The organism is Oribacterium sp. HCP28S3_H8 (assembly GCF_052064775.1).
GTDB lineage: Bacteria > Bacillota > Clostridia > Lachnospirales > Lachnospiraceae > Oribacterium.
The window spans coordinates 16,307-36,007 of record NZ_JBQHUZ010000012.1; the positions used below are offsets into that span (position 1 = coordinate 16,307).

The window sequence follows — 19,701 nt, forward strand, 5'->3', positions numbered from 1 at the left end:
ATTCATTTCCGGCTGCATCTCCTCATATGCTTGCGCAAACCCGGGATCCTTCATCCTGTTATTCTTATATTCCTTAAGTGTCATCTCGAACCTCCTTGTGGCGTTCCAGCCAATCAGCCCGTCTTTCCTTTGCTAGTTTTAGTTCCTTTGGTGGTGTCTTTTGTGTTTTCTTCACAAATCCATTTGTAGCAATAATCTTTTTTCCTATATAGAAAAAATACAGCACTCTTGTTATATTACTTCCCTGCTTGCAACGCAGTTCAAAAATGCCATCATCCAGATACTCTGAATACGGCATCCGGAGTTCTGTACCTTTTTCCTCCAGCACTTCCATGAGACCAACAAGTTTGGCAGCCATTTTATCATCTAAAGAATCCAAAAAATCCACAACCGGCTCATATAAAGTTGTTATCATCTACACTCATCTGCGCCCCAAAGAAATCTATTATCTGTTTTACTGACACCGGGAAAAAATTATTGGCATCGACACCTACATCATATCGCCTGATACCCTCTGCACGATTCGCTTCGTTGTATTCCATTCGGGCATGTATGTGACCATGCAGCTGAACCAGATGATTTTTACCTTCCCCACTGAGTCACAGGCTTTTCTGAATCTTCTTGTACCGCTTATGTTCAAGAAAGCTTAACGACTACACATCAGGAGTAAAAACAGGACCGGATGAGAACGCAATACATTCTCACCAGGCCCTGTTTTCATGAAAATCAATCAAAGCTTTTTGATAAAATCATCTATATCCGAAACGGGAGAAGTCATTTTATCCCTTTCCGCATCTCTTGCGGAAAATGTAAACAAACCAGTGGCAATGACCTTTCCCGGTGCCGTTTTTTTCCCCATGGTCTTCAGGCATTTGCCCAGCCATCCGGCATTCGTCTGAAAAAGGGCTATCCTTTTTCCGGAAAAATCCGTTTTCTCCATAAATGTCAGCACAGCTGGCGCCATCTCGTACCACCATGTCGGCGTTCCGATGATAATCTCATCATAATCAGCGGGATTCACCGCATATGGCTTAAGCGCAGGCATAAATCCACGTTTTACCTCATCCAATCCCTGATCAACAACAGCCTGATAGCTCCCTTGATAAGGCTCTGTCGTCTCAAGGGCAATAATGTCTGCGCCTGTCTCTTTGGCAATTTTCAAGGCAATTTTCTTTGTATTACCTGCCGTAAACGAATAATAGACCACAAGTCTTTTCATTTGATCAACTCTTTCCCGCCTGGGCAAAGCCCCAGTACGCACAGAACAGCTGGATCCTATCCGCAAAAACCGTGTTTCTTCCGGAGGAAAACACACTTCGAAAGACATATCTTGAAATATAGATGCCGCTCATCATGGAACCAAGCATACACAAGACAAGAAGACAAATGACGATCTTCTGCATCATTCCATAAGGCGTCTTGATTCGGAGATTTCTGGTCTGACTTCTCCACCAGAATCTGTTCAGAATGTTGTGAACAATCACCAGCGTGAACATTCCCATGCCAATCCACTCATGTGCACGCTCTCCCACAAGGCTGTAGGACATCATGAGAAGAAGGGCGGCCGTCATCGCCAGATCAACCGCCCTGTGCATCCATTTTATTCGCATTCTGTTAAAATCTCACGCAGTTCTTCAGTATCGAACTTCTTGACACAACCAGCTGTCCGGATCGCGGTTTCTGCAATTTTTGTCTTCACATCCTCGGAGAGAGTGATATCCATCTCCTTTAATGTTCCCGGAAGTCCGATCTTATGAATGAACGCACTCAGTTCGTCGATAAAAGCTTCTGCGAGCTCCTGCTTCGTCTTCCCCTCCGGATCAACTTCCCATACTCTCACAGCAAGTCCGGCAAACTGCTCCGTCGCCTCAGGCAGATAATGACGATACATAACAGGATGAAGGACTGCCAGCCCTCTGCCATGATTGCAGTCTGTATATGCGCCCAGCTGATGCTCGAGCATATGGCACTGGAAATCTGTCACCTTTCCGATTTTCAGGATTCCATTTTCAGCCATAGCTGCATCCCAGATCAGCTCACTGCGTGCTTCTTCATCCTTCGGATTGTCAAGGGTCCTGTAAATATTCCGGATGATGTTGCGCTGTACAGCTTCATTCATATCGTCCGAGACATTTTGTGTCCTTGGTGTCCCAAGGTAAGTCTCCATGCAGTGACTCAGAGAATCAAATGCGCCGGAGATCACCTGCCCCATCGGCATTGTCATTGTGTATGAGGGCTGCAGAACAGCAAAGGAATAAAAATTACCGACAAGCGGGCTCTTCTGCTTCAAATCCTCGTTCGTGATAACAGCGCCATTGTTCATTTCAGCTCCTGTCCCGAAAGCTGTCACGACAGCACCCATAGGAAGAAAATCTGTTGAAAACCTGTGCTGCTCATACTGCATAGTCCAAATGTCTTCATTGGTCTTTGCTCCGGCAGAGATGATCTTACAGCAGTCCAGAACCGATCCGCCGCCGGCTGCAAGAATAAAATCTACATTCTCCTTTTTGGCAAGAGCAATTCCTTCCTTAACCTTAGCATATGTAGGATTGGACATAATCCCTGAGAAATCTACGATTCTCTTTCCTGCCTTTTTCAACGCTCCTGTGATCTCGTCATAAAGTCCTGTCTTCTTTATGGAACCGCCGCCATAAGCGAGCATCACGACTTCTCCCATCTTTTCTGCCTCTGCCTTCAGCATTTCCTCAAAGGCACTGTCTCCAAAATATACTTTTGTGGGATAACTGTATATGAACTGTTTCATGTGCATCTCCTTCCGAATTTAATGCCATTAGCTTATTACTGATATCTATATCATAGGAAGCAGTATTCCATTTGTACAATGCCAGCGTCTGATACAGCTATGCATTGTATTTATACCGATTCATGATGGGACTATCTGGTCAGAGAATCCCGATTCCAGAAAAAGCAGAGCCCATTGTAGGTGTATTCTTCTGACGCCTCTTCGTTATGAGAGAATCCCTGCTGTTCCATATAGGAAACATTTCCCTCAGATTCCGTCTTTCCAGGCTTGAACATGTCAGGAGCCGTATCAACCATAGATTGGATCTGGGCTTTTATCCCGCTCTGTGCAAAATCATTGGTTCCGGATGCAGAAAAGATGAAGAAATCATTCGGACCATATCCTTGTCGCTTCACAAGCTTTTCCATCGTCTGCCCATCGAATCCGCCGCTTCCGCTCATTGGCATAAAATAGCGGAAATCATCCAGGCAGTATTGGAAGGTATGCCACGTATTGACGGAGCCCATGGAAAATCCGCCGAACCCTCTGTGATCCCGGCTGGCTTTCAAGCCCTGCGCCGAGGTGTCCCCATGGGCATAAGTGCTGTATTTTCTCTCCACCGCAGGAATCAGATCATTTATCAGTTCCTGATGAAACTGATCGGTCAGTTGAAGTGCAAGTGAATAGTCCCAGCTGTCTTTCTTACTTGTGTTGTTATAGGTGGGCATGACAAGAATCATCGGCTGCATTTTTTCATCTTCTATTGCATGATCGACGATGTTTTTGAACGGTGATGGGTTCTGATCCGTCCCCATTACAGTTGTCTCATCGCTCCAGCCACCGTGACTTAAATAAAAAATGTTGTACTGCTTTTGATCGGTATATCCATAGGGAAGGTAAACCCAGGCTGTCTTTCTGATTTTCTTCGTATGTTCTGCATAGGAAAAGGATTCCCATGTATCATAATCGAGCCTGACAAGCCGTCCCTGTTGTTTAGCCGGCGCATAATAGCTCTCAGGAACAGATACAAGAGCATCCGGTATTCTCCCGGAAAGATTCCTGTGACTTAACCAAAACTGCTCAGCGCGTGTAATCCATCCTTCTGCCACTGTTCCTTCTCCGGTTCCAAATCCATGGGATAATCCCTTGAAGACCTCAATCTCTGTATCGGTTCCGCCTGCTTTGATCTGATGGATTCTCTGCTGCATAGTGCGGTAATTTGCAATCGGGTCCGAAGTCCCAACAACAGCGTACGTCGGCGGTTCCTCTCCTGTCACTTCCGACAAGCCTGTATAAGCTGTAATAACAGCTGCCGGCTTTGGATAGTCCTTCTCACCGAATTCACCCGTCCCGTACGTTCCTACCCAGTCACTCATGCGGGCACCGGCAGATCCTCCCCAAAGTGAGTATCCATCCATGTCAATACCAAGTTCATCAGCATGACTATAAAGGAAGGCAATCGCTCTCGAGAGATCCTCACAGGCAGTCTGGGCTCCAGGCCGATAGACGACTGTGAACACATTTATGCCATCCTTTGAAAGCGCAAGGGCCGCCGGAAAACTGTCCTGCATAGACCCCACATAGGCAAACCCACCGCCGGGGCTGACAATAGCTGTCGGTACATTTTGTCCGTCAGCAATTTCCTTTCCGTCTTTCTTTGCCCTGAAGAAGAACAGGCCAGTGTCTTCCTTTGCCGGATCCTCTCTCTTCTCTTCCTCTGTATAGATGTCGTAGAAGATCTGCTCTCCCGACGCCGCTTCATCGCGGAGATAGTTGGCAATTTCCACCGTACGCTCCGGAACCATGTTGTGGTACCAGACAAGCCGCAGTTCTCCCAGCGTGCTGCCGCTGTAATATCCCTGCTCTGTAGGAAACAGGAGCTTTCCGTAATCTCCGAAAACGGGATCCTCTATCACATCCTCGATCGGAGTGTTCAGTGTATATGCTTCTCTGTCTGTTTTTGTCTGTTCTGCAGTCATTTCTTCCAGGTTTGTGGTGTCTTCATTTCCTTTATCTGATACTGAGCTCTTAGTGCCTGATTCCGCCGCCATCTTATTTACTGCCTTCAATTTTTCCGTGGTGCCTTCCGAGGATGCCCTTTTCTGACCGCTGCACCCGCTCAAAATGAATGCGAGAGTCAGAAACACTGACCATATTCCTGCAGTTTTTCTTCTTTTGCTTCCCCGCAAATCCTCATCCTCTCCGAATCTCATCTATTCATTGTCGCATCATCATAATCTGCCTGCTCTGCAATGTCCCTGCAGGCTTTTACCTTCTCAATCCTGTTCCTTAGCGAGTCAATCTCTACGTTCGTCATGCCTTTTCCAAGAACCAGGATTTCCGGTACCTCTTCCTGCACTGCCGCCTGTTCAATGAGTTTCCCAGCCTTCACGGGATCCCCGGGCTGATTAAAAGCATGTGTCTTCAGATAATCGCCGCTTGCATAGCTGTCCTTGTATATGTCACTTCTTTTCCCCTTAGGAGCCACACTGTCAATACGAAAATTTGTGCGGAACGCTCCCGGCTCTACAACCATCACCTGCACATGAAACGGCTTCAGCTCATTGCGAAGGACCTTACTGGTCGCATCCAGTGCCGCCTTGCTGGAGATATAAAAGGCATTTCCTACGGAATTGTCAGAATGAACCCCCATTGAGGAGAGATTTACGATGACTCCATCTCCGGCCTTCCGCAGATACGGAAGAGCGTGCTGGATCATTTCGACCGCACCAAAATAGTTGGTCTCAAACACCAGCCGCATGTCTTCCGGAGTGGTATCCTCTACAGGCGTATGAAATCCCCTTCCTGCATTATTGACCAGAATGTTTAATCCACCGAATTTCCCGACAGTTTTCTGTACTGCCATTTCGCGCGAATCTGTGTCTGTCACTTCCAGTGCAACCGACAGTACACGATCCGGCGCTAAATCTGCCAGCTCCTTCAGTTTATCTGTATTTCTGGAAGTGACAGCCACCTGATCCCCGTCAAGGATTGCGGCTCTTGCGATCTCTTTTCCAAGTCCTGATCCTGCACCGGTAATAAGCCATATTCTCATTTGTCTTCTCCTCCATTCTCTGGTGATGTATAAGCTGTCTGATTCAGACCAGAAGTTTCGCCTTCAGAAGAAGGCGCTCTGTGACCGGATTTTCCAGGTCAATAATTTCGCTGTGTCCGGCATCGAGGGATGCGATTTCCCTGATTTCATCCTGCGTAAGTGCGAAATCAAAAACTTCTATATCTTCCTTCATCTTTTCCGGTCGCACACTCTTGACCAGAGCAATGCACCCCGTCTGGATGTTCCAGCAAATGGCGACCTGCGCTGCACTTTTCCCGTATCTTTCCCCGATTCTGGTAAGTACAGGATTATGAAAAATACCTTTAAGCCCCTCGCAGAGAGCACCCCAGCTCTCCGCCTGAACACCCATTCCTTTCATACGGGCAATATATCTGTCCTCCGTATAAAAGGGATGTCTCTCAATCTGGTTGACAGACGGAATGATCCGTGCCATGTCCAGCAGCTCTTCAAGTTTCTTCTCTGTAAAATTCGATACACCAATTGCCCGCACAAGTCCGCTGCGGCTGAGCTCCTCGAGTTCCCTCCATGCTGCCTGCCAGTTGCCAAAAGGCTGATGGAGCAGCACAAGGTCAAGATAATCCATACCCATCTTTTTTAATGAGCGCTCAACAGACTGCATTGTTTTTCCATCGCCGTAATCCTGCAGCCAGACCTTGGTCGTAAGGAAGAGATCCTCCCGGCTTACTGCACCATCTTTGACCATTTCTCTGCATGCCTTGCCAACATCCTGTTCGTTATAGTAGGCAGTAGCTGTATCAAAAAGGCGGTATCCATCCCAGATCGCCTGCCTGACACATTTCTGACACTCCTCATGATCTGTAATCTGAAAAACTCCATAACCCAGAACCGGCATTTCGATTCCGTTGTTCAACCGTGTTGTTTGCATTCCTATCCACTCTCATTTAATATGACAGAACTCCTACTCGCTGTTTACAGTTCTTACAATACCTTGTAAAATCCAATGTGTACAATGTCTTCTTCGGAATATACTATAAGTCATATTTATATATAATGATGATCGAGCAGGCAAACTTCCGGATACACAGCCTGTTCTATAAAAGTCATTGACATTGTCTCTGGCCCATGAATGTGCGATATCACAATAGCATTTTCATTCAGATAGCCGCTTTTGTTTTTACTTCATCGGAGGAATGACTATGATCGAAATTTATCTTCTTGAACATCTCGATGCGTTTGCCCGCCTCGGTACGCTCTCTGCCGCCTCAGAAGAACTTCATATCTCCCAGCCCGCACTTACCCGTTCCATGCAAAAGCTCGAGCAGGAGCTGGGCGTGACTCTCTTTGTGCGCGAGAAGAACCGCATGCACCTGAATGACAATGGAAAACTGGCCGCAGACTATGCAGCAAGACTCCTCGCTGAAAACCGGGATATGGTCCGCATTATTCAGGCTTATGACAGGAGTCACCGTACGATCAGTCTTGGCAGCTGTGCTCCCTCCCCTGTTTATCCCATTACTACACTTCTTCAGCAGCTGTATCCCGATATGACCATTTCCACTGAGATTGCCGACGACGAGCATATTGATTCCGGATTTGCTTCCGGCAATTATCAGCTGATCGTCCTTCACGAGAAGCCATCAGATGACGCTCTCTATTACCAGGTGTGCGGTCACGAATCCCTCTGTATTACAGTTCCTCCAGCCCATCCGCTTTCTACACTCACCTCCGTCAGCTTTGCCGATCTGGCAGACGTTCCGATGCTGCTCTTTACGAAGATTGGTTTCTGGTACAATGTCTGCATGCAGAAAATCCCTTCTCCACGCATGCTAGAGCAAAGCGACCGTGAAACTTTTATAGAGATTGCGTCCGCCTCCGCACTTCCGACCTTTTTCTCTCTTTCCTACAATCGTCAGGAAAAGCTTGACACTTCAGGTCGTAAAATCATTCCCCTCAGTGACCCGGAAGCCTCTGTCACCTATTACCTGGCATGCAGAAAAGAAGACAGGCGAAAATTTTCGTTTCTTTTCTCCCGCCTGCCTTCTGAGTTCTGACAGTATTCCTGTATTGCCTGTTCTGATCTCCGCAGCCCTCTGGTTCAACAGATAATCAGAGCAGGTGAAGATTTTTCTTACAATTTACCCGAGGTCATGCTGCGTCAGCCAGTGCTCAATGTTGTCTGCGATTTCCTTATTATTCATCTCCTCAAACATGAAATGGCTGTTGCCCGTGATACCAATGTCCGGAAGGCTGATCACGGTTGCATCACCGCCGTCTGCTGTGTAGTCTTTCGCAAACTGCTCTGCCTGTTGCTCAGTATTCTGCCAGAATCCTGTTGACATCAGATCAGACGGACCATTCTTGATATAATCGCCGAAATAGATTACAACAGGAACCTTTGCAACCAGCATCTTGTTGTACTGATCTGAGCCTTTTTCAGGCGTTGAACCGGGTTCGATGGCAACGATTGCTGCAACATTCTCCATGTCTGTGTCCCAGCCGACCAGACCGCCCTGAGAGTGAGTGAGATAAATGGACTTGTTGCCGGTCCGATCCTTAACATCCTGGAGCACGTCTCCCATGGCATCTGCAACCAGCGGCTCATCAAAAGAACCGGTATTGGGTGTGAACATCCTGAAGAACTGATTCTGTGCCTCATCGCCTGCAGGGAACTGTGAACCATCATAGCGTTCCGGTGCCACGCGCCCAATTCTGAAGTGTGTATACCAGGCCTGATCACCAGGAAGATAATCCTTGCCGCTGCCATTATCCGAAGCATCCAGTCCATCTGAAGTCATAGACGCTGTATTGCCCGCCTCACCTCTTCTTGGCTGATCTACAAGAAATGCTGCGTGGCCTTCGCGGAGAAAGATTTCAGACCAGCCATCTCTCCCATCCGGTGTTGTCATCCAGCCAAGTCTTGACTGGCCATATCCATGAAGATAAACAATCGGATGTCCGTCATCATTCTCAGGGATCTGATAGAAGACACTTGCGTGATCTACATGCGCCGTATTTCCAGCCCTTGTCGTATCCATAAAACTCTGCGTGGGATCATACTCACCGCTTACGGGATCTGTTACTGTGCCGCCGCTGGCAAATGCACCCTGCTCTTTAATAACAAGCGCGCCATCATCCTCACTTGTCTGCTCAGTATCGGCGTCGGAAGAACTCTCCTCTGTATCTGCCTCTGTCGCTGATGTCGAAGCACTGACCTGCGCAAATGACGCCGTTGACGAGGCTGCAGATGACGCAGATGCTGTCCCTGCAGATCCGCACCCAGCCAGAAGGACGGCAGAAAGAAGTACTGCGCCTGCTGTTTTCATAATACTTTTTCTGAACATAATGATCTCCTCTCCTCCAGCAGCATCGGTGCTGCCGCATTCGGTGAAACCGCCTTCGCGGATTTCGCCTCAGCGTGGAATAAAATGTAAAGGTTAATTTGTAATTCCCAAAGACTCTACCCAGCTGTCGATATCCTCTTCAGAAACGCTTGAAGAAAATCTCTGTCCCTCCTGCCAGTTTCCTGTGCCGGCAAGCTTGGCAAGATCCTCTGCACTGCTTCCGATCCCAGAGCTGAGAGACGAGCAGAAAGGAATGACAGTCTTTCCGGTGAAATCATTGGCTTTAACAAAGCTGTCGGTCGGCCATGCGGAAGTGCCCCACCAGATCGGGTATCCGATAAAAACCGTGTCATAGGAATCCCAGTCAGGAACCTCTGTAGTGGAAAGAGGAACATCTCTCAAAGACTCATCCTCATGCTCCTTCGAAACACGGCTGTCCGGATTCGTCCAGTTCAGATCATCCTGGGTGTACGGCTCTGCAGGCGTGATCTCAAAAAGATCTGCTCCGGTAACTTTGGCAATTTCTTCAGCATCTCTTTGGATATCTCCTGTCGCTGAATAATAGACAACCAGAGTCTTTCCGGATCCGGAAGCATCTGTGCTCTCCGTGCCGTCGGCATCCTCTGTATCTGCATCTGCCACAGTCTGTGCCGCATCAGTCGAAGTTGACTGTGCAGAGCTGGCTGTACTTGATGCTGAGGTGCTGACAGAACTTCCTGTGCTGTTTGATGAAGCTGCTGCACTTCCTGTAGATGTAGCAGAACCGCATCCCACAAGGAGCATAGCGGCTGCAGCTGTTGCTGCCAGAAGTGTACCGGCTTTTCTGATTGTGCTGAATGATTTCATGATTATTCTTCTCCTTCTCCTAATATACGTTTCGTGCAACAATTCTCTGGACCAGAATGTTTTTTCTGTTACTGTGATCTGTCTGAATCATTGATTACTCTTACATCCTACTGGCTATCCCTCTTTTTGTACAATGCCGGCATTGTATTGTTGTATAACTATCATGCATAGTATTTGTGTGACTTCCGGTATCCACGCACATCATCGCCGCTGTATATAATTCCGGGGCCTTATCCAGAACCCGGGACAGTGTTTCACCTCCGCCTGAATACCCCTCAATATACACACGCGAAGTATCAATGTTATAAGCGGAGAGGAGCCACCTGGTCAGTGCGATCGTCTGATCAGCGGAAGTCTCTCCCCAATCATTCATCTGTGGAGCGGCGATGATCATCCGGTTATTGTACTCCTGTGCCTCGAAGGCAAATTCTTCTGTCCTGATATTTTCCCCGACGCCCTGAAAATACAGTCCCTGGTATCCCGGCAGTGTAATGAAAAGAGCATAAGACTGTGTTCCGTCGTAGCTCTCTGGCACGTTTTTCAAACAGATATCGGAGAATGAAAAATCGATGAGGAACGGTTCACTTTACCGTCCTCATCGACTTTTTCATCCGGCGCAAAGCATCTCTGCCTCTCCCTGAGCGACGTGCGGAATTCGGAATGTCACCGTTTTAAGATGCAATTCCAGTTTTCCCAAATTCCGCACTAATGAATGCCTGCAGTATGATTTTCAGACCTCTGCTGAAAGTTTTGCTGCCTCGTCTTTATTCGTTGCCATTCCCTCATATGTCAGTCCATAGAGGCCTGCAAATCTGGACATTGTAAAATTGCCTGCGTCCAGCATCCATTTCTCCGGAGCTGCTCCCTGAAACAGGAAGAACAGCTTTTTCCCTTTAAGGCTTCCGGATGCAACCGGCCCATAGAACCGATCCAGCATCGTTCTCACTGCCCCGCAGATATTGTGCCAGTACATGGGAGAACCAATAACCAATACATCCGCCTTCTTCACCTTGTCCAAAATCTCACCGAACTGATCGCCGGCAATCTTTTGTCCATAAACATTGATCTGATAATCTACAAGATTCATTGTTTCATACTCATGACCCTTCAGCAGAATGTCTGCCAGAGCCTTCGTGTTACCGTCCTTATTCGGACTGCCGTTGATAAATAAAATCTTCAATTCTGTCTCCTTCCAAGTCCTGTTTTCAGGCTGTAAATGTAAAAATCTTCAGTTATGAATCTTTCTGTTGTTCAGGAAAATAACAAGTTCCGGATCGAAATGATTGATGATCTCTGAATGATCCAGTGTCTTAGAAGAGATCTTCTTCATTTCTTCGTCCGTAAGCTGGAAATCAAAGATATCCAGATTCTGTCTGATCCGCTCCAGCTTCGTGCTCTTTGCATTGACCACAACGCCGCGCTGTACATTCCAGCGAAGAGCAACCTGAGCAGCTGACTTACCGTACTTCTTTCCGATCGCTGTCAGATCAGGATCTGTAAAAATACCGTGCTTTCCCTCTGCCAGGGATGCCCACGCCTGAGGAACAACTCCATACCGGTCCATTACTTTCAGCGCATCCTCCTGTGCAAACCAGGGATGGAGCTCAACCTGGTTTACCGCGGGGATAATTTCCACATTCTCACAGAAATTGGCAAGAATCGCCGGGAAGAAGTTGGATACGCCGATCGCCTTGAGCCTGCCGGCCTTATAAGCATCTTCCATTGCCCTGTACGCCTCAAAATAATTGCCCATCGCCTGATGCTCAAGGTAGAGGTCCAGATAATCAAGGCCAAGATTCTTCAGCGATGCATCAATTGCTTTCGATGCCATGTCGTAGTTTTTCATGTCCTGGACCCACATCTTTGAAATGATAAAGAGATCCTCACGTTTAACAACGCCGTCCTGAATGAGTCTTCTTACTGCCTCGCCGACAGCCTCCTCATTTCCATAGGATGCCGCGGTATCAATGGCCCTGTAGCCGGCCCGCACGGCGTCCTCGACCGCCTGAATGCATGTATCTCTGTCTGTGATCTGAAAGACGCCAAAGACTGCCATCGGAATCTTCGCGCCTGTATTTAATGTTCTGTACTCCATTCTGCTATCCTTCTTTGTCTGGTATCCGCTCCTGTATGCTGCGTAACTCCATTAGTATCCGGCAGGCAATACGGCCGGATACTTCAGGCTTCCCGAATATTCAACTGAACGAAACACGGATTATTTCTGGGAATCAAAATCCGGTCTCATCTGTGCATAGCTCTCCTCCTGCGCGGCCGAGCCGTTGTAATAGCGGATATTCTTCTTGATTTTTGCAATTTCATCCATCTCCTCATCTGTCAGTGTGAAGTCGAAGATGTCTGCGTTGGCGCGGATGTGATCAGGATTTGTGGATCCAGGAATCACAACATTGCCGAACTGGACATGCCAGCGGAGAATGACCTGCGCAGGAGACTTTCCGTATTTCCTGCCAAGCTCTGTGAATACAGGCTCTCTCTGCAGAGATTTGTCGCCGTGTCCAAGCGGATACCACGCCATGAAACGCACATTGAAAGGAGCCAGCGCTTTTCTCACATCATCCGCCGTGTAATACGGGTGATTTTCATACTGCATCACATGAGGCTTTACCTCTGAAACTTCAAGGAGTTTTGCGAGCTTTTCATCATGAAAATTGGAGATGCCAATTGCTCTTGCCTTCCCATCCTTCAGTGCCTTCTCAAGCTGGCGGTATCCTGCCTCCCAGTTTCCGGACGGCTGGTGAATGAACAGAAGATCCACATAATCTGTGCCAAGGCGTCTTAACGTGTCATCGACCGCATTCGGGTCCTCATAGACAGATGGCCAGAGCTTTGTGCTGAGGAAAATATCCTTTCTGTCAACTCCGGACTTTTTCATTCCGCAGCCGACGGCCTTTTCATTCATGTAGCCGTTTGCCGTGTCAATCATGCGGTACCCGGACTTCAGCGCATCATATACTGCCTGCTCCGCGTGATCAGGATCCATCAGAAATGTACCAATTCCAATCACCGGCATCTTAACTCCATTGTTCAGTGTAAATGTCTCCATTGTATTTATTCCTCCAGCTTTTCCTATACATGTAGATTATCATGAATGTTGTTTCTGTTGACTGCTATATCTTGTTTCGGACACTATAGTAGCTGTAAACCTGATTTATGTACAATGCCATATGCGAATTGAGCTATAAACGAAACGCATAGCTTCATAGCTCTCTTGTCTGTTAATCCAGGGCAGGCTTCCTTCCTTTCTGGTAAATAAGTATATAGACGATGATGGTTGAGATCACGGAAAATCCCGCCATCCAGGCAGTCTGGTAATGAAAATCAGATGTCTGCGCCATAATGATGGAAAGTCCAATCGGCCCGCCGAGCTGATGCATTGCATTTGTCAGACCGCTTGCAGATCCCGCAATCTCATCCGGCGCTTCATAGATACCGGCACTGGTAACAGGTGCTGTAACCAGTGCTGAGCCAAATCCGATCAGAATCAGGGGAAGCAGAACCGCTGCGAAATATCCTCTGTTCAAATCTGCAAAGAATGACCAGACGAACCCGACAATTAAAACGAGGTCTCCGATTAAAAGAACACGGTTATTCCCCATCATCTTTATGAGCCTTGGCAGCTGCAGTGCGGAGAGGAACGTCGTGACAGACAGCGGAAGGAAAGCAATACCGGCCTGCAGTGCAGAAAATCCATACAGACGTTGCATAACCTGCGGAAGGAGAAACCAGTAGGGGAGAATGGCCATCATAAAAATAAGACGGACTGCGTATGCTCCGGAACGGATCCTGTTGTGGAACAGCTCCAAAGGAAGGATGGGAATACTCTGCCTCTTTTCATAAAAGATGAAGACAAGCAGAAGAAAAACGCCCGTCAGAATGAACAGCAGTTGATTCGTGTCGGCGCCAAACCCGTAGATCAGAGAAGCAAATCCCAGAACGGAGAGAATGCTGCCTACGAAATCTATCTTTTTCCGCTCACCCTCGTAGTCCCTTATATATTTCTGTGTCAAAACAATCAAGATAATCGCCAGAGGTACATTGATCAGAAATCCAGCTCTCCACGAAATAAGACTTGTCAAAGCTCCCCCGATCAGGAGTCCAAGGCTTGATCCGATCCCCGCTGTTGCACCATAATACGAAATTGCTCTTGTGCGCTGTTCACCAGTATAAGCATCCATCATCAGCGCCAGCGTTGTAGGCGCAATGATGGAAGATCCGATCCCCTGCACAGCGCGCGCTGCAATGATTTCAAATGCATTCTGAGAAACACCAACCATAAGCGACATGAGTCCAAAGAGAGCAAGGCCTATCTGAAAAATCCGTTTGCGGCCCAAAAGGTCCGAAAGTCTTCCAGACAATAAAAGAAAGCCTCCAAATGTCAATGTATATGCGTTGGAAACCCAGGCCAATGCTCCCGCATTAAGATGCATCCCCTCGCCGATCTCCACAGAACTTGTGAATACGATGGAGTTATCCATCAAAATCAGAAAATATGCCAGAAGAGTAATCGGCAGGAGAATGCCAAACCCATGCTGTTTATTATTTTCCATTTCTTATCCTACCTTTGCTATTCCTGCTGATGATTACTGCCTTGCCCGAAAAGGGGCTGTCATCAGACAGCAAGTCCTCCATCAACCTTAAATACAGAACCAGTCACATATTTTGCCTGCTCCGGGGCAATTGCATTTTCGCAGACGCCGTCATCTGCAACCTTTTTAAGGAAATCTTCATGTCTGCCAGTTATAACTACATTTACTCCTTCATCAGCAAAGCGCTCTGCAATTCCTCTGCCTATCCCTGAACTTCCACCCGTTACAATGGCAACCTTATTCTGTAAATCCAAATACATGATAATTTCTCCTTCAAAAATACCTAAAAATCAAGGATAGACGTCTTCTTTTAAATTTCCGGAAAATTTCATATATCTTTCTTTTTCCTGTCGACTCTTATAGTCTATAATCTCATCAAAGATATGTACAATGCCGAACGCGAAACATATTATAATTTTCATGCATACTATGAAGATAAAATGACAGAACATTTTCATTTGAATAAGGGGTACCTCAGCAGAACAGTAAAGAAACTTGAACAGGAAGGCTATATCCTGCGCACAAAATTTGAAACAGACGGAAGAAGCGCAGAACTTTCTCTGACAGAGGCAGGTTTAAAAACAATATGTCAGCCGAATGATGCATCTGATCATTCAATTCCCGATATGATCGCTCACTTGACAGACAGGCAGGTTCAAGATCTGGTACAGTACATGGCAGGAATAGAGACACTTCTTTCAGATGGAGGAAATAATGCTTGAAAATAAAAAAAGTGCAGGAATGAGGCTCTTCAGGCATTTCTTACCCACAGAGATGCCTGAAGAGCCTATTATTTTAAATTCAGATCATGGCATTGGCATTATACCCGCAGTATAAGTGATCTTCGCAGAAAATCTCTAATTGTACCTGTCTAATTACGCAATGCTTATGATTGATAGCGTAAACTTTCTTGAATGGAAAGAAAAATTGCGGACATGCTGATAAAAGGAAATTCCTGAGCTAAGGCCTTAGACCGAATGAAAAAGGACTGCATCTTTTACAAAAGAGCCTACGAGGACAACTCGCAGACTCCCATGTGGCAATACATGCTTGAGTATTTTGTGGAACGCTATGCTCAGATGGCAAAGCAGAATCTCGATACGGATACCCTCGACACTCAGATCCTGTACAGCATCAGGCTATACTGCTACGGGACTCTGGGAATGACAAGGGAATGGGTGCTAACCGATAACATAACCCCCGCACGGACAGCCGCACAGATGATGCTCGAATCCATGCCTGAAACATTGAAACAGATATTCCCGGTAAATAAAACGGCAGCGATAAATCTTTCGATTTAAAGCCGCCGTCTTAAGATCAATCAGTATCTACCCGATACTTACTTGAGCTTCAAGCCGTCCTTGAATGCTTCGCCGACCCTTCCGCTCACTTTGTAATATCCATGTGTATAAGGATCAAATGAAATCGCTTCGATAGAATCAATATCCACCTTGCCGTCCTTCATGTTGGCTTCCTCAACGGATGTTCTTAAAACCTTTCCGATAACTCCAAGTCCGGTATCATCGCTCTGATACTCGATAAACTCGCACTCCATGGCGATCGGAAACTCATTGATAATGGGTGCATCAACAAGATCGGATTTTGTATATGTCATACCGCTCTTTGCGAACTTATCCTTTTCTGCATTGCCGCTTACAACGCCAAAATAATCAGCTTCCACCACATGCTTTGCATCAGCGATGTGAACCACGAAGCCTTTCCTTGCCTTGATGTTCTGAACGGTCTTGTGAGTCTCCGTAAGGTTAAGGGCTACCTTATCTCTGTCGAGCATTGTGCCCCAGGCTGCGTTCATAACGTCCACGCTGCCATCCTCATTGAATGTCGATATCATAAGTACCAGCATCGGAAAAATCGCTTCTGTTGTCTTGAGCTCCTGTTTCATTGCTTTAGTTTCTCCTGTCTTTTTACCCTATGGCAAGGTTTACTTCCTATTATGTATTCTTTATTATTCTTTCCAACCATTTTTCTATGTCGCCGATCACTTGCCATCCGGGAAGCTGGTGAAGCATCCTCTCTCAACTTCCGGATAACCGTATTTCACCTTGGCATCAGAAAACGCCTTGATCATAAAGCTCATATTCCGTGCAAGGTTTCTCATGGTCTGAAGTCCTTCCAGATCTTTTTTGACATCATCCGCAGTAAATCCATGTACCTGATTCCAATAAGTTGAAGACGCCACCGGCATACCGCTGATGGCAAAATATTTGTTCAATACATCAAAGCTTGCCGTATTGCCTCCTCTTCTGCAGCTTACTACTGCAGCTCCTACCTTCATATGCTTTGAAAAATGTGTGCTGTAGAACAACCTGTTCATGAAGGAAATGATATTTCCATTTGGAGATCCATAGTATACCGGACTTCCCACAACCAGACCATCCGCTTCTTCAAGCTTGGGTGCGACTTCATTTACGAGATCATCAAACACACACTTTCCGGTTTCGCTGCATTTGTTACAGGAAATGCAGCCTCTGATATCTTTTGTTCCTACCTGGATCAGTTCTGTCCCGACTCCTTCCTCTTCAAACACTTTGATCATTTCATCAAGTGCAGTCGCTGTACAACCGTGTTGATGTGGGCTCCCGTTTAAGATGAGCACTTTATTCATTCGTTCGTCCTCCGTTTAGAGCGAATCTTTAAGAATCTGCCTGATCTCATCCTTTGTCAGCACTTTATAGCCGCCTTCAAGGATCAATATTCCTTTCGTGATTCCATCGATCATATCCTCCTTAGCGCCAAGCTCGGATATGTTCATCTCAGAATTCCTGACATCCTCTTCACACCCCGCAACAAACAGGAAATCAAAGCCTGATTCGGGAACAAACAAAGAAGCTCCCGATCATCGTTTCTTACACCGGTCTGTGATATCGAGCCTCTCAGCGAGAATCACCTGCGTGAGTCCTTGCTCCTTCTCTTACATCAGTCTTTAATATTCCAGGCAATGTATTGATCAAGTAATCAAGCTTTCAGACTTTCCGGATCAAGCATAAAATCCATTACGCCGATTACCAATATTCCATCCTCTGTCCGCCATGGTTTGATATGATCTTTTACCACAATAATTTTTTGAAATTATCCCCGATGTGATTCAGGGGTTTGCTCTCCTGCAGCGTCTTTTCCTGCGTGTCCAGGCGAAGGGCAGACTGAATATAATATCGATTGCTGCCTTCATTGCATACAAAGTCTACTTCTGTGCTTTTTCTCCTGCCTTGTTCGCGAATTTCGACAACTCCCACATCGACATGATGTCTGGATCCAGTGCCATTTGCAGAAGCCTGTCAGCCATTGCTGTGCCTGACAACACCTTCAGGATCTTTTTCCTGCCGTTCCAATAAGTGATGCTGATGTTTCTCTATTTCTTTTTGATTCCTCTCATAGCAACCTTGACGCACGACGGTGGCTGGAAATGAATTTTGCGAAACTTATTATACGTTATCGAATGAGGATCCAGTTGCGGAGCGGCTTATGTTTCCTTTGATACTTTCCTTTGGTGCTGATCCATTTCATTGACTGTTCACCCGGCTATTCCTCCTGTCTGTGCAGTTCATAGGTTCCTCCGATGGTTCCTTCTCCGCCTGTCAGGGTGAAATACAAAAAAGATACGCAAACATGGAAAAGCCACCTGCTTGCGTATCTATCCTTTTGTTATTCTACTTCATCGATTTTTTCAAACTCAAAGGTAGCGCCAATTGTGCCTTCTCCGCCTTCTAAAATCAACCGATCTCCTTCCAGCGTTACTGTGTAGGTTCCGTCGGATGCACGTTTGCTTGCAAAGTCAATGAAAAGCTGGTCGCCGTCCAATTTGTAAGTGAAGCCATATTTTTTCTCCGGAAGGAGCAGGGCTCCATCTCCATCCTCATCGAACTGATAGCTGGTTACTCCATCTAACGTCCAGATTCCGGTCAGATCCGGTTCTTCCTCCGGCAGCGGAAGTGCATCACTCGGAGTTGCGGAAATCTGGAATTCTTCTTCGAATTCCTCATCTACTTCTTCCTCTTCCTCCTCGCGGTCTGCTTCAGAGGGGAGTGCATCAGAGATTTCCTCTTCCCGCTCATCCTCTTTATCTGTCACATCCGCATCGTCCGACACGTCCTCTTCGTCTGATTCATCCTCGTCATCCGGTACATCCTCTTCCACCTTCTCTGCGTTGGACGGAGTCGCAGATCCGGATCCGCCTCCGGCCTGCCCTTTTTCTGCAAACACAGTCATCGGAATCACTGCCAACAGAAGACTGACAATCAAGAGGATACTGACTTTCTTTTTCAGATGTTCTATCTTATTCATATTGATTGATCCTCCAATCTGCCGCCGGCTGACTGCCGGCGGCAATCTCTGATTTCATTTCTTATTTGGTAAGCTGCTTTGAACCTACTGGATCCAGGCACCGTCTGCGCTCACCTGATAGCCGTCCGGTGTGGTGGTATTTCTGAACAGAATTCCCTCCAGAGAACCCTTCTCCGGGTTGAAGAAATACCATTTACCGCCAATCTGCTGCCAACCGATCAGCATCATACCAGCGTTTGTTCCGGCCACCGGATTCAGATAATAACGATTGTTGTTCCAGTCAAGCCAGTTTACAGCCATATATCCGTCTGCGTTAAAGTAATACCAGTAGTATGAACCCAGCCACGGCAGATATGCCCAACCGTTGGACGGCCAGGTACCGTTACTGTAGCTGTACCACCAGCCATGCTCATTCTGGATCCAGCGTCCGGACATGTCGTCTTTGTCTTTCGTGCTGCTTACATAATCGTCATCATCGTCGTCATAGGAGGGCACGGCTGCCTTCTTGTATCCGCAGATATCACATTCGTTATCCGTACCGAAATCATGAGCTTCAAGCTCTGTCTTATCACCGCAGCGTGTGCATTCTTTCCAATGGTTATCTGCATCAGACTTCCAATCGGAAGGAGTATGTCCGTTTGCCGTAAGGATGACGCTGGTCTTGTCGGTAATGTCCACAGAACCGGTGGCGTCCTCAAACCACTTATCACAGCCGTCACAAGGGTGTTGCGTTGCAAAGACAAAAATTCCGCTTTCCTGCAACAGTTCATAAACAGCCATAAGAAGTGGTTCAATATCCGTAATATCCATAATTGCCATATTAGAAAC

At 46.9% G+C, this 19,701-nt stretch carries 23 protein-coding genes and 1 pseudogene; 4 read left to right on the forward strand and 20 right to left on the reverse strand.

Translation table 11 applies throughout. The features are described from left to right. Nucleotides 1–73 precede the first annotated feature (73 nt). The 7 genes from ACTNEN_RS12100 to ACTNEN_RS12130 all read right to left on the reverse strand — a co-directional run bounded on the left by ACTNEN_RS12100 (nt 74) and on the right by ACTNEN_RS12130 (nt 6,705). On the reverse strand, nt 74–415 hold the full coding sequence (locus ACTNEN_RS12100; RefSeq protein WP_441206775.1) for a type II toxin-antitoxin system RelE/ParE family toxin: 342 nt from the start codon (nt 413–415) through the stop codon (nt 74–76). A gap of 315 nt (nt 416–730) precedes the next feature. Continuing rightward, the gene (locus ACTNEN_RS12105) at nt 731–1,219 is read right to left on the reverse strand and encodes a flavodoxin (RefSeq protein ID WP_441206776.1); all 489 of its coding nucleotides are present in this window, start codon (nt 1,217–1,219) and stop codon (nt 731–733) included. 4 nt (nt 1,220–1,223) lie between these two features. After that, nucleotides 1,224–1,610: a hypothetical protein gene (locus ACTNEN_RS12110; RefSeq protein WP_441206777.1), complete on the reverse strand. Its 387-nt coding sequence runs from the start codon at nt 1,608–1,610 to the stop codon at nt 1,224–1,226. Beyond that, nucleotides 1,601–2,764: an iron-containing alcohol dehydrogenase gene (locus ACTNEN_RS12115; protein ID WP_441206778.1), complete on the reverse strand. Its 1,164-nt coding sequence runs from the start codon at nt 2,762–2,764 to the stop codon at nt 1,601–1,603. Before ACTNEN_RS12115 ends, ACTNEN_RS12110 begins: the two co-directional genes overlap by 10 nt. Before the next feature lie 131 nt (nt 2,765–2,895). After that, on the reverse strand, nt 2,896–4,812 hold the full coding sequence (locus tag ACTNEN_RS12120) for an alpha/beta hydrolase-fold protein (protein WP_441206779.1): 1,917 nt from the start codon (nt 4,810–4,812) through the stop codon (nt 2,896–2,898). A 140-nt stretch (nt 4,813–4,952) separates the two neighbouring features. Then, complete coding sequence (locus ACTNEN_RS12125; protein ID WP_441206780.1) at nt 4,953–5,798, reverse strand: SDR family oxidoreductase; 846 nt, start codon at nt 5,796–5,798, stop codon at nt 4,953–4,955. A gap of 43 nt (nt 5,799–5,841) precedes the next feature. Continuing rightward, a complete protein-coding gene (locus ACTNEN_RS12130) occupies nt 5,842–6,705 on the reverse strand; it encodes an aldo/keto reductase (protein WP_441206781.1) in 864 nt (287 codons plus the stop codon). 271 nt (nt 6,706–6,976) lie between these two features. Here ACTNEN_RS12130 and ACTNEN_RS12135 point away from each other — a divergent pair, with 271 nt between their 5' ends. Continuing rightward, the gene (locus tag ACTNEN_RS12135; RefSeq protein ID WP_441206782.1) at nt 6,977–7,831 is read left to right on the forward strand and encodes a LysR family transcriptional regulator; all 855 of its coding nucleotides are present in this window, start codon (nt 6,977–6,979) and stop codon (nt 7,829–7,831) included. An 84-nt stretch (nt 7,832–7,915) separates the two neighbouring features. Here ACTNEN_RS12135 and ACTNEN_RS12140 read toward each other — a convergent pair whose 3' ends face one another. The 8 genes from ACTNEN_RS12140 to ACTNEN_RS12175 all read right to left on the reverse strand — a co-directional run bounded on the left by ACTNEN_RS12140 (nt 7,916) and on the right by ACTNEN_RS12175 (nt 14,831). After that, entirely contained in the window at nt 7,916–9,121 is a 1,206-nt protein-coding gene (locus ACTNEN_RS12140; RefSeq protein WP_441206783.1) for an alpha/beta hydrolase, read from the reverse strand. A gap of 93 nt (nt 9,122–9,214) precedes the next feature. Then, nucleotides 9,215–9,967, reverse strand: a complete 753-nt coding sequence (locus tag ACTNEN_RS12145; RefSeq protein WP_441206784.1) for a flavodoxin — start codon at nt 9,965–9,967, stop codon at nt 9,215–9,217. Nucleotides 9,968–10,067: 100 nt separating this feature from the next. After that, nucleotides 10,068–10,502 carry a prolyl oligopeptidase family serine peptidase gene (locus tag ACTNEN_RS12150; protein WP_441206797.1) on the reverse strand — a complete coding sequence of 145 codons (435 nt, stop codon included), beginning with the start codon at nt 10,500–10,502 and terminating at the stop codon, nt 10,068–10,070. A 195-nt stretch (nt 10,503–10,697) separates the two neighbouring features. Continuing rightward, nucleotides 10,698–11,147: a flavodoxin family protein gene (locus ACTNEN_RS12155; RefSeq protein ID WP_441206785.1), complete on the reverse strand. Its 450-nt coding sequence runs from the start codon at nt 11,145–11,147 to the stop codon at nt 10,698–10,700. A gap of 48 nt (nt 11,148–11,195) precedes the next feature. Continuing rightward, nucleotides 11,196–12,062, reverse strand: coding sequence for an aldo/keto reductase (locus ACTNEN_RS12160; RefSeq protein ID WP_441206786.1), 867 nt, complete (start codon nt 12,060–12,062; stop codon nt 11,196–11,198). 120 nt (nt 12,063–12,182) lie between these two features. After that, a complete protein-coding gene (locus tag ACTNEN_RS12165) occupies nt 12,183–13,028 on the reverse strand; it encodes an aldo/keto reductase (RefSeq protein ID WP_441206787.1) in 846 nt (281 codons plus the stop codon). A gap of 172 nt (nt 13,029–13,200) precedes the next feature. Then, a complete protein-coding gene (locus ACTNEN_RS12170) occupies nt 13,201–14,532 on the reverse strand; it encodes an MFS transporter (protein WP_441206788.1) in 1,332 nt (443 codons plus the stop codon). A 62-nt stretch (nt 14,533–14,594) separates the two neighbouring features. Next, complete coding sequence (locus ACTNEN_RS12175) at nt 14,595–14,831, reverse strand: SDR family NAD(P)-dependent oxidoreductase (RefSeq protein ID WP_441206789.1); 237 nt, start codon at nt 14,829–14,831, stop codon at nt 14,595–14,597. Between the two features lie 180 nt (nt 14,832–15,011). Between ACTNEN_RS12175 and ACTNEN_RS12180 the strand changes: the two genes are divergently transcribed. The 3 genes from ACTNEN_RS12180 (at nt 15,012) to ACTNEN_RS12190 (ending at nt 15,872) form a co-directional block, all read left to right on the forward strand. Further along, the gene (locus tag ACTNEN_RS12180; RefSeq protein WP_441206790.1) at nt 15,012–15,293 is read left to right on the forward strand and encodes a MarR family winged helix-turn-helix transcriptional regulator; all 282 of its coding nucleotides are present in this window, start codon (nt 15,012–15,014) and stop codon (nt 15,291–15,293) included. Next, entirely contained in the window at nt 15,286–15,408 is a 123-nt protein-coding gene (locus ACTNEN_RS12185; protein WP_441206791.1) for a hypothetical protein, read from the forward strand. The genes ACTNEN_RS12180 and ACTNEN_RS12185 overlap by 8 nt, the downstream gene beginning before the upstream one ends. A gap of 140 nt (nt 15,409–15,548) precedes the next feature. After that, nucleotides 15,549–15,872, forward strand: a complete 324-nt coding sequence (locus ACTNEN_RS12190; RefSeq protein WP_441206792.1) for a TetR/AcrR family transcriptional regulator C-terminal domain-containing protein — start codon at nt 15,549–15,551, stop codon at nt 15,870–15,872. A 38-nt stretch (nt 15,873–15,910) separates the two neighbouring features. On the opposite strand, the gene ACTNEN_RS12195 is transcribed toward ACTNEN_RS12190, so the two are convergent. From ACTNEN_RS12195 to ACTNEN_RS12215, 5 genes and pseudogenes are all read right to left on the reverse strand, one after another. Next, complete coding sequence (locus tag ACTNEN_RS12195; RefSeq protein WP_441206793.1) at nt 15,911–16,474, reverse strand: flavin reductase family protein; 564 nt, start codon at nt 16,472–16,474, stop codon at nt 15,911–15,913. Between the two features lie 96 nt (nt 16,475–16,570). Next, the gene (locus ACTNEN_RS12200; RefSeq protein ID WP_441206794.1) at nt 16,571–17,197 is read right to left on the reverse strand and encodes a flavodoxin family protein; all 627 of its coding nucleotides are present in this window, start codon (nt 17,195–17,197) and stop codon (nt 16,571–16,573) included. A gap of 15 nt (nt 17,198–17,212) precedes the next feature. Further along, complete coding sequence (locus ACTNEN_RS12205; RefSeq protein WP_441206795.1) at nt 17,213–17,344, reverse strand: hypothetical protein; 132 nt, start codon at nt 17,342–17,344, stop codon at nt 17,213–17,215. A gap of 890 nt (nt 17,345–18,234) precedes the next feature. Continuing rightward, nucleotides 18,235–18,873: a DUF5640 domain-containing protein gene (locus ACTNEN_RS12210; protein ID WP_441206796.1), complete on the reverse strand. Its 639-nt coding sequence runs from the start codon at nt 18,871–18,873 to the stop codon at nt 18,235–18,237. A gap of 84 nt (nt 18,874–18,957) precedes the next feature. Continuing rightward, a pseudogene (locus ACTNEN_RS12215) lies at nt 18,958–19,701 on the reverse strand (hypothetical protein); the annotation flags it as partial.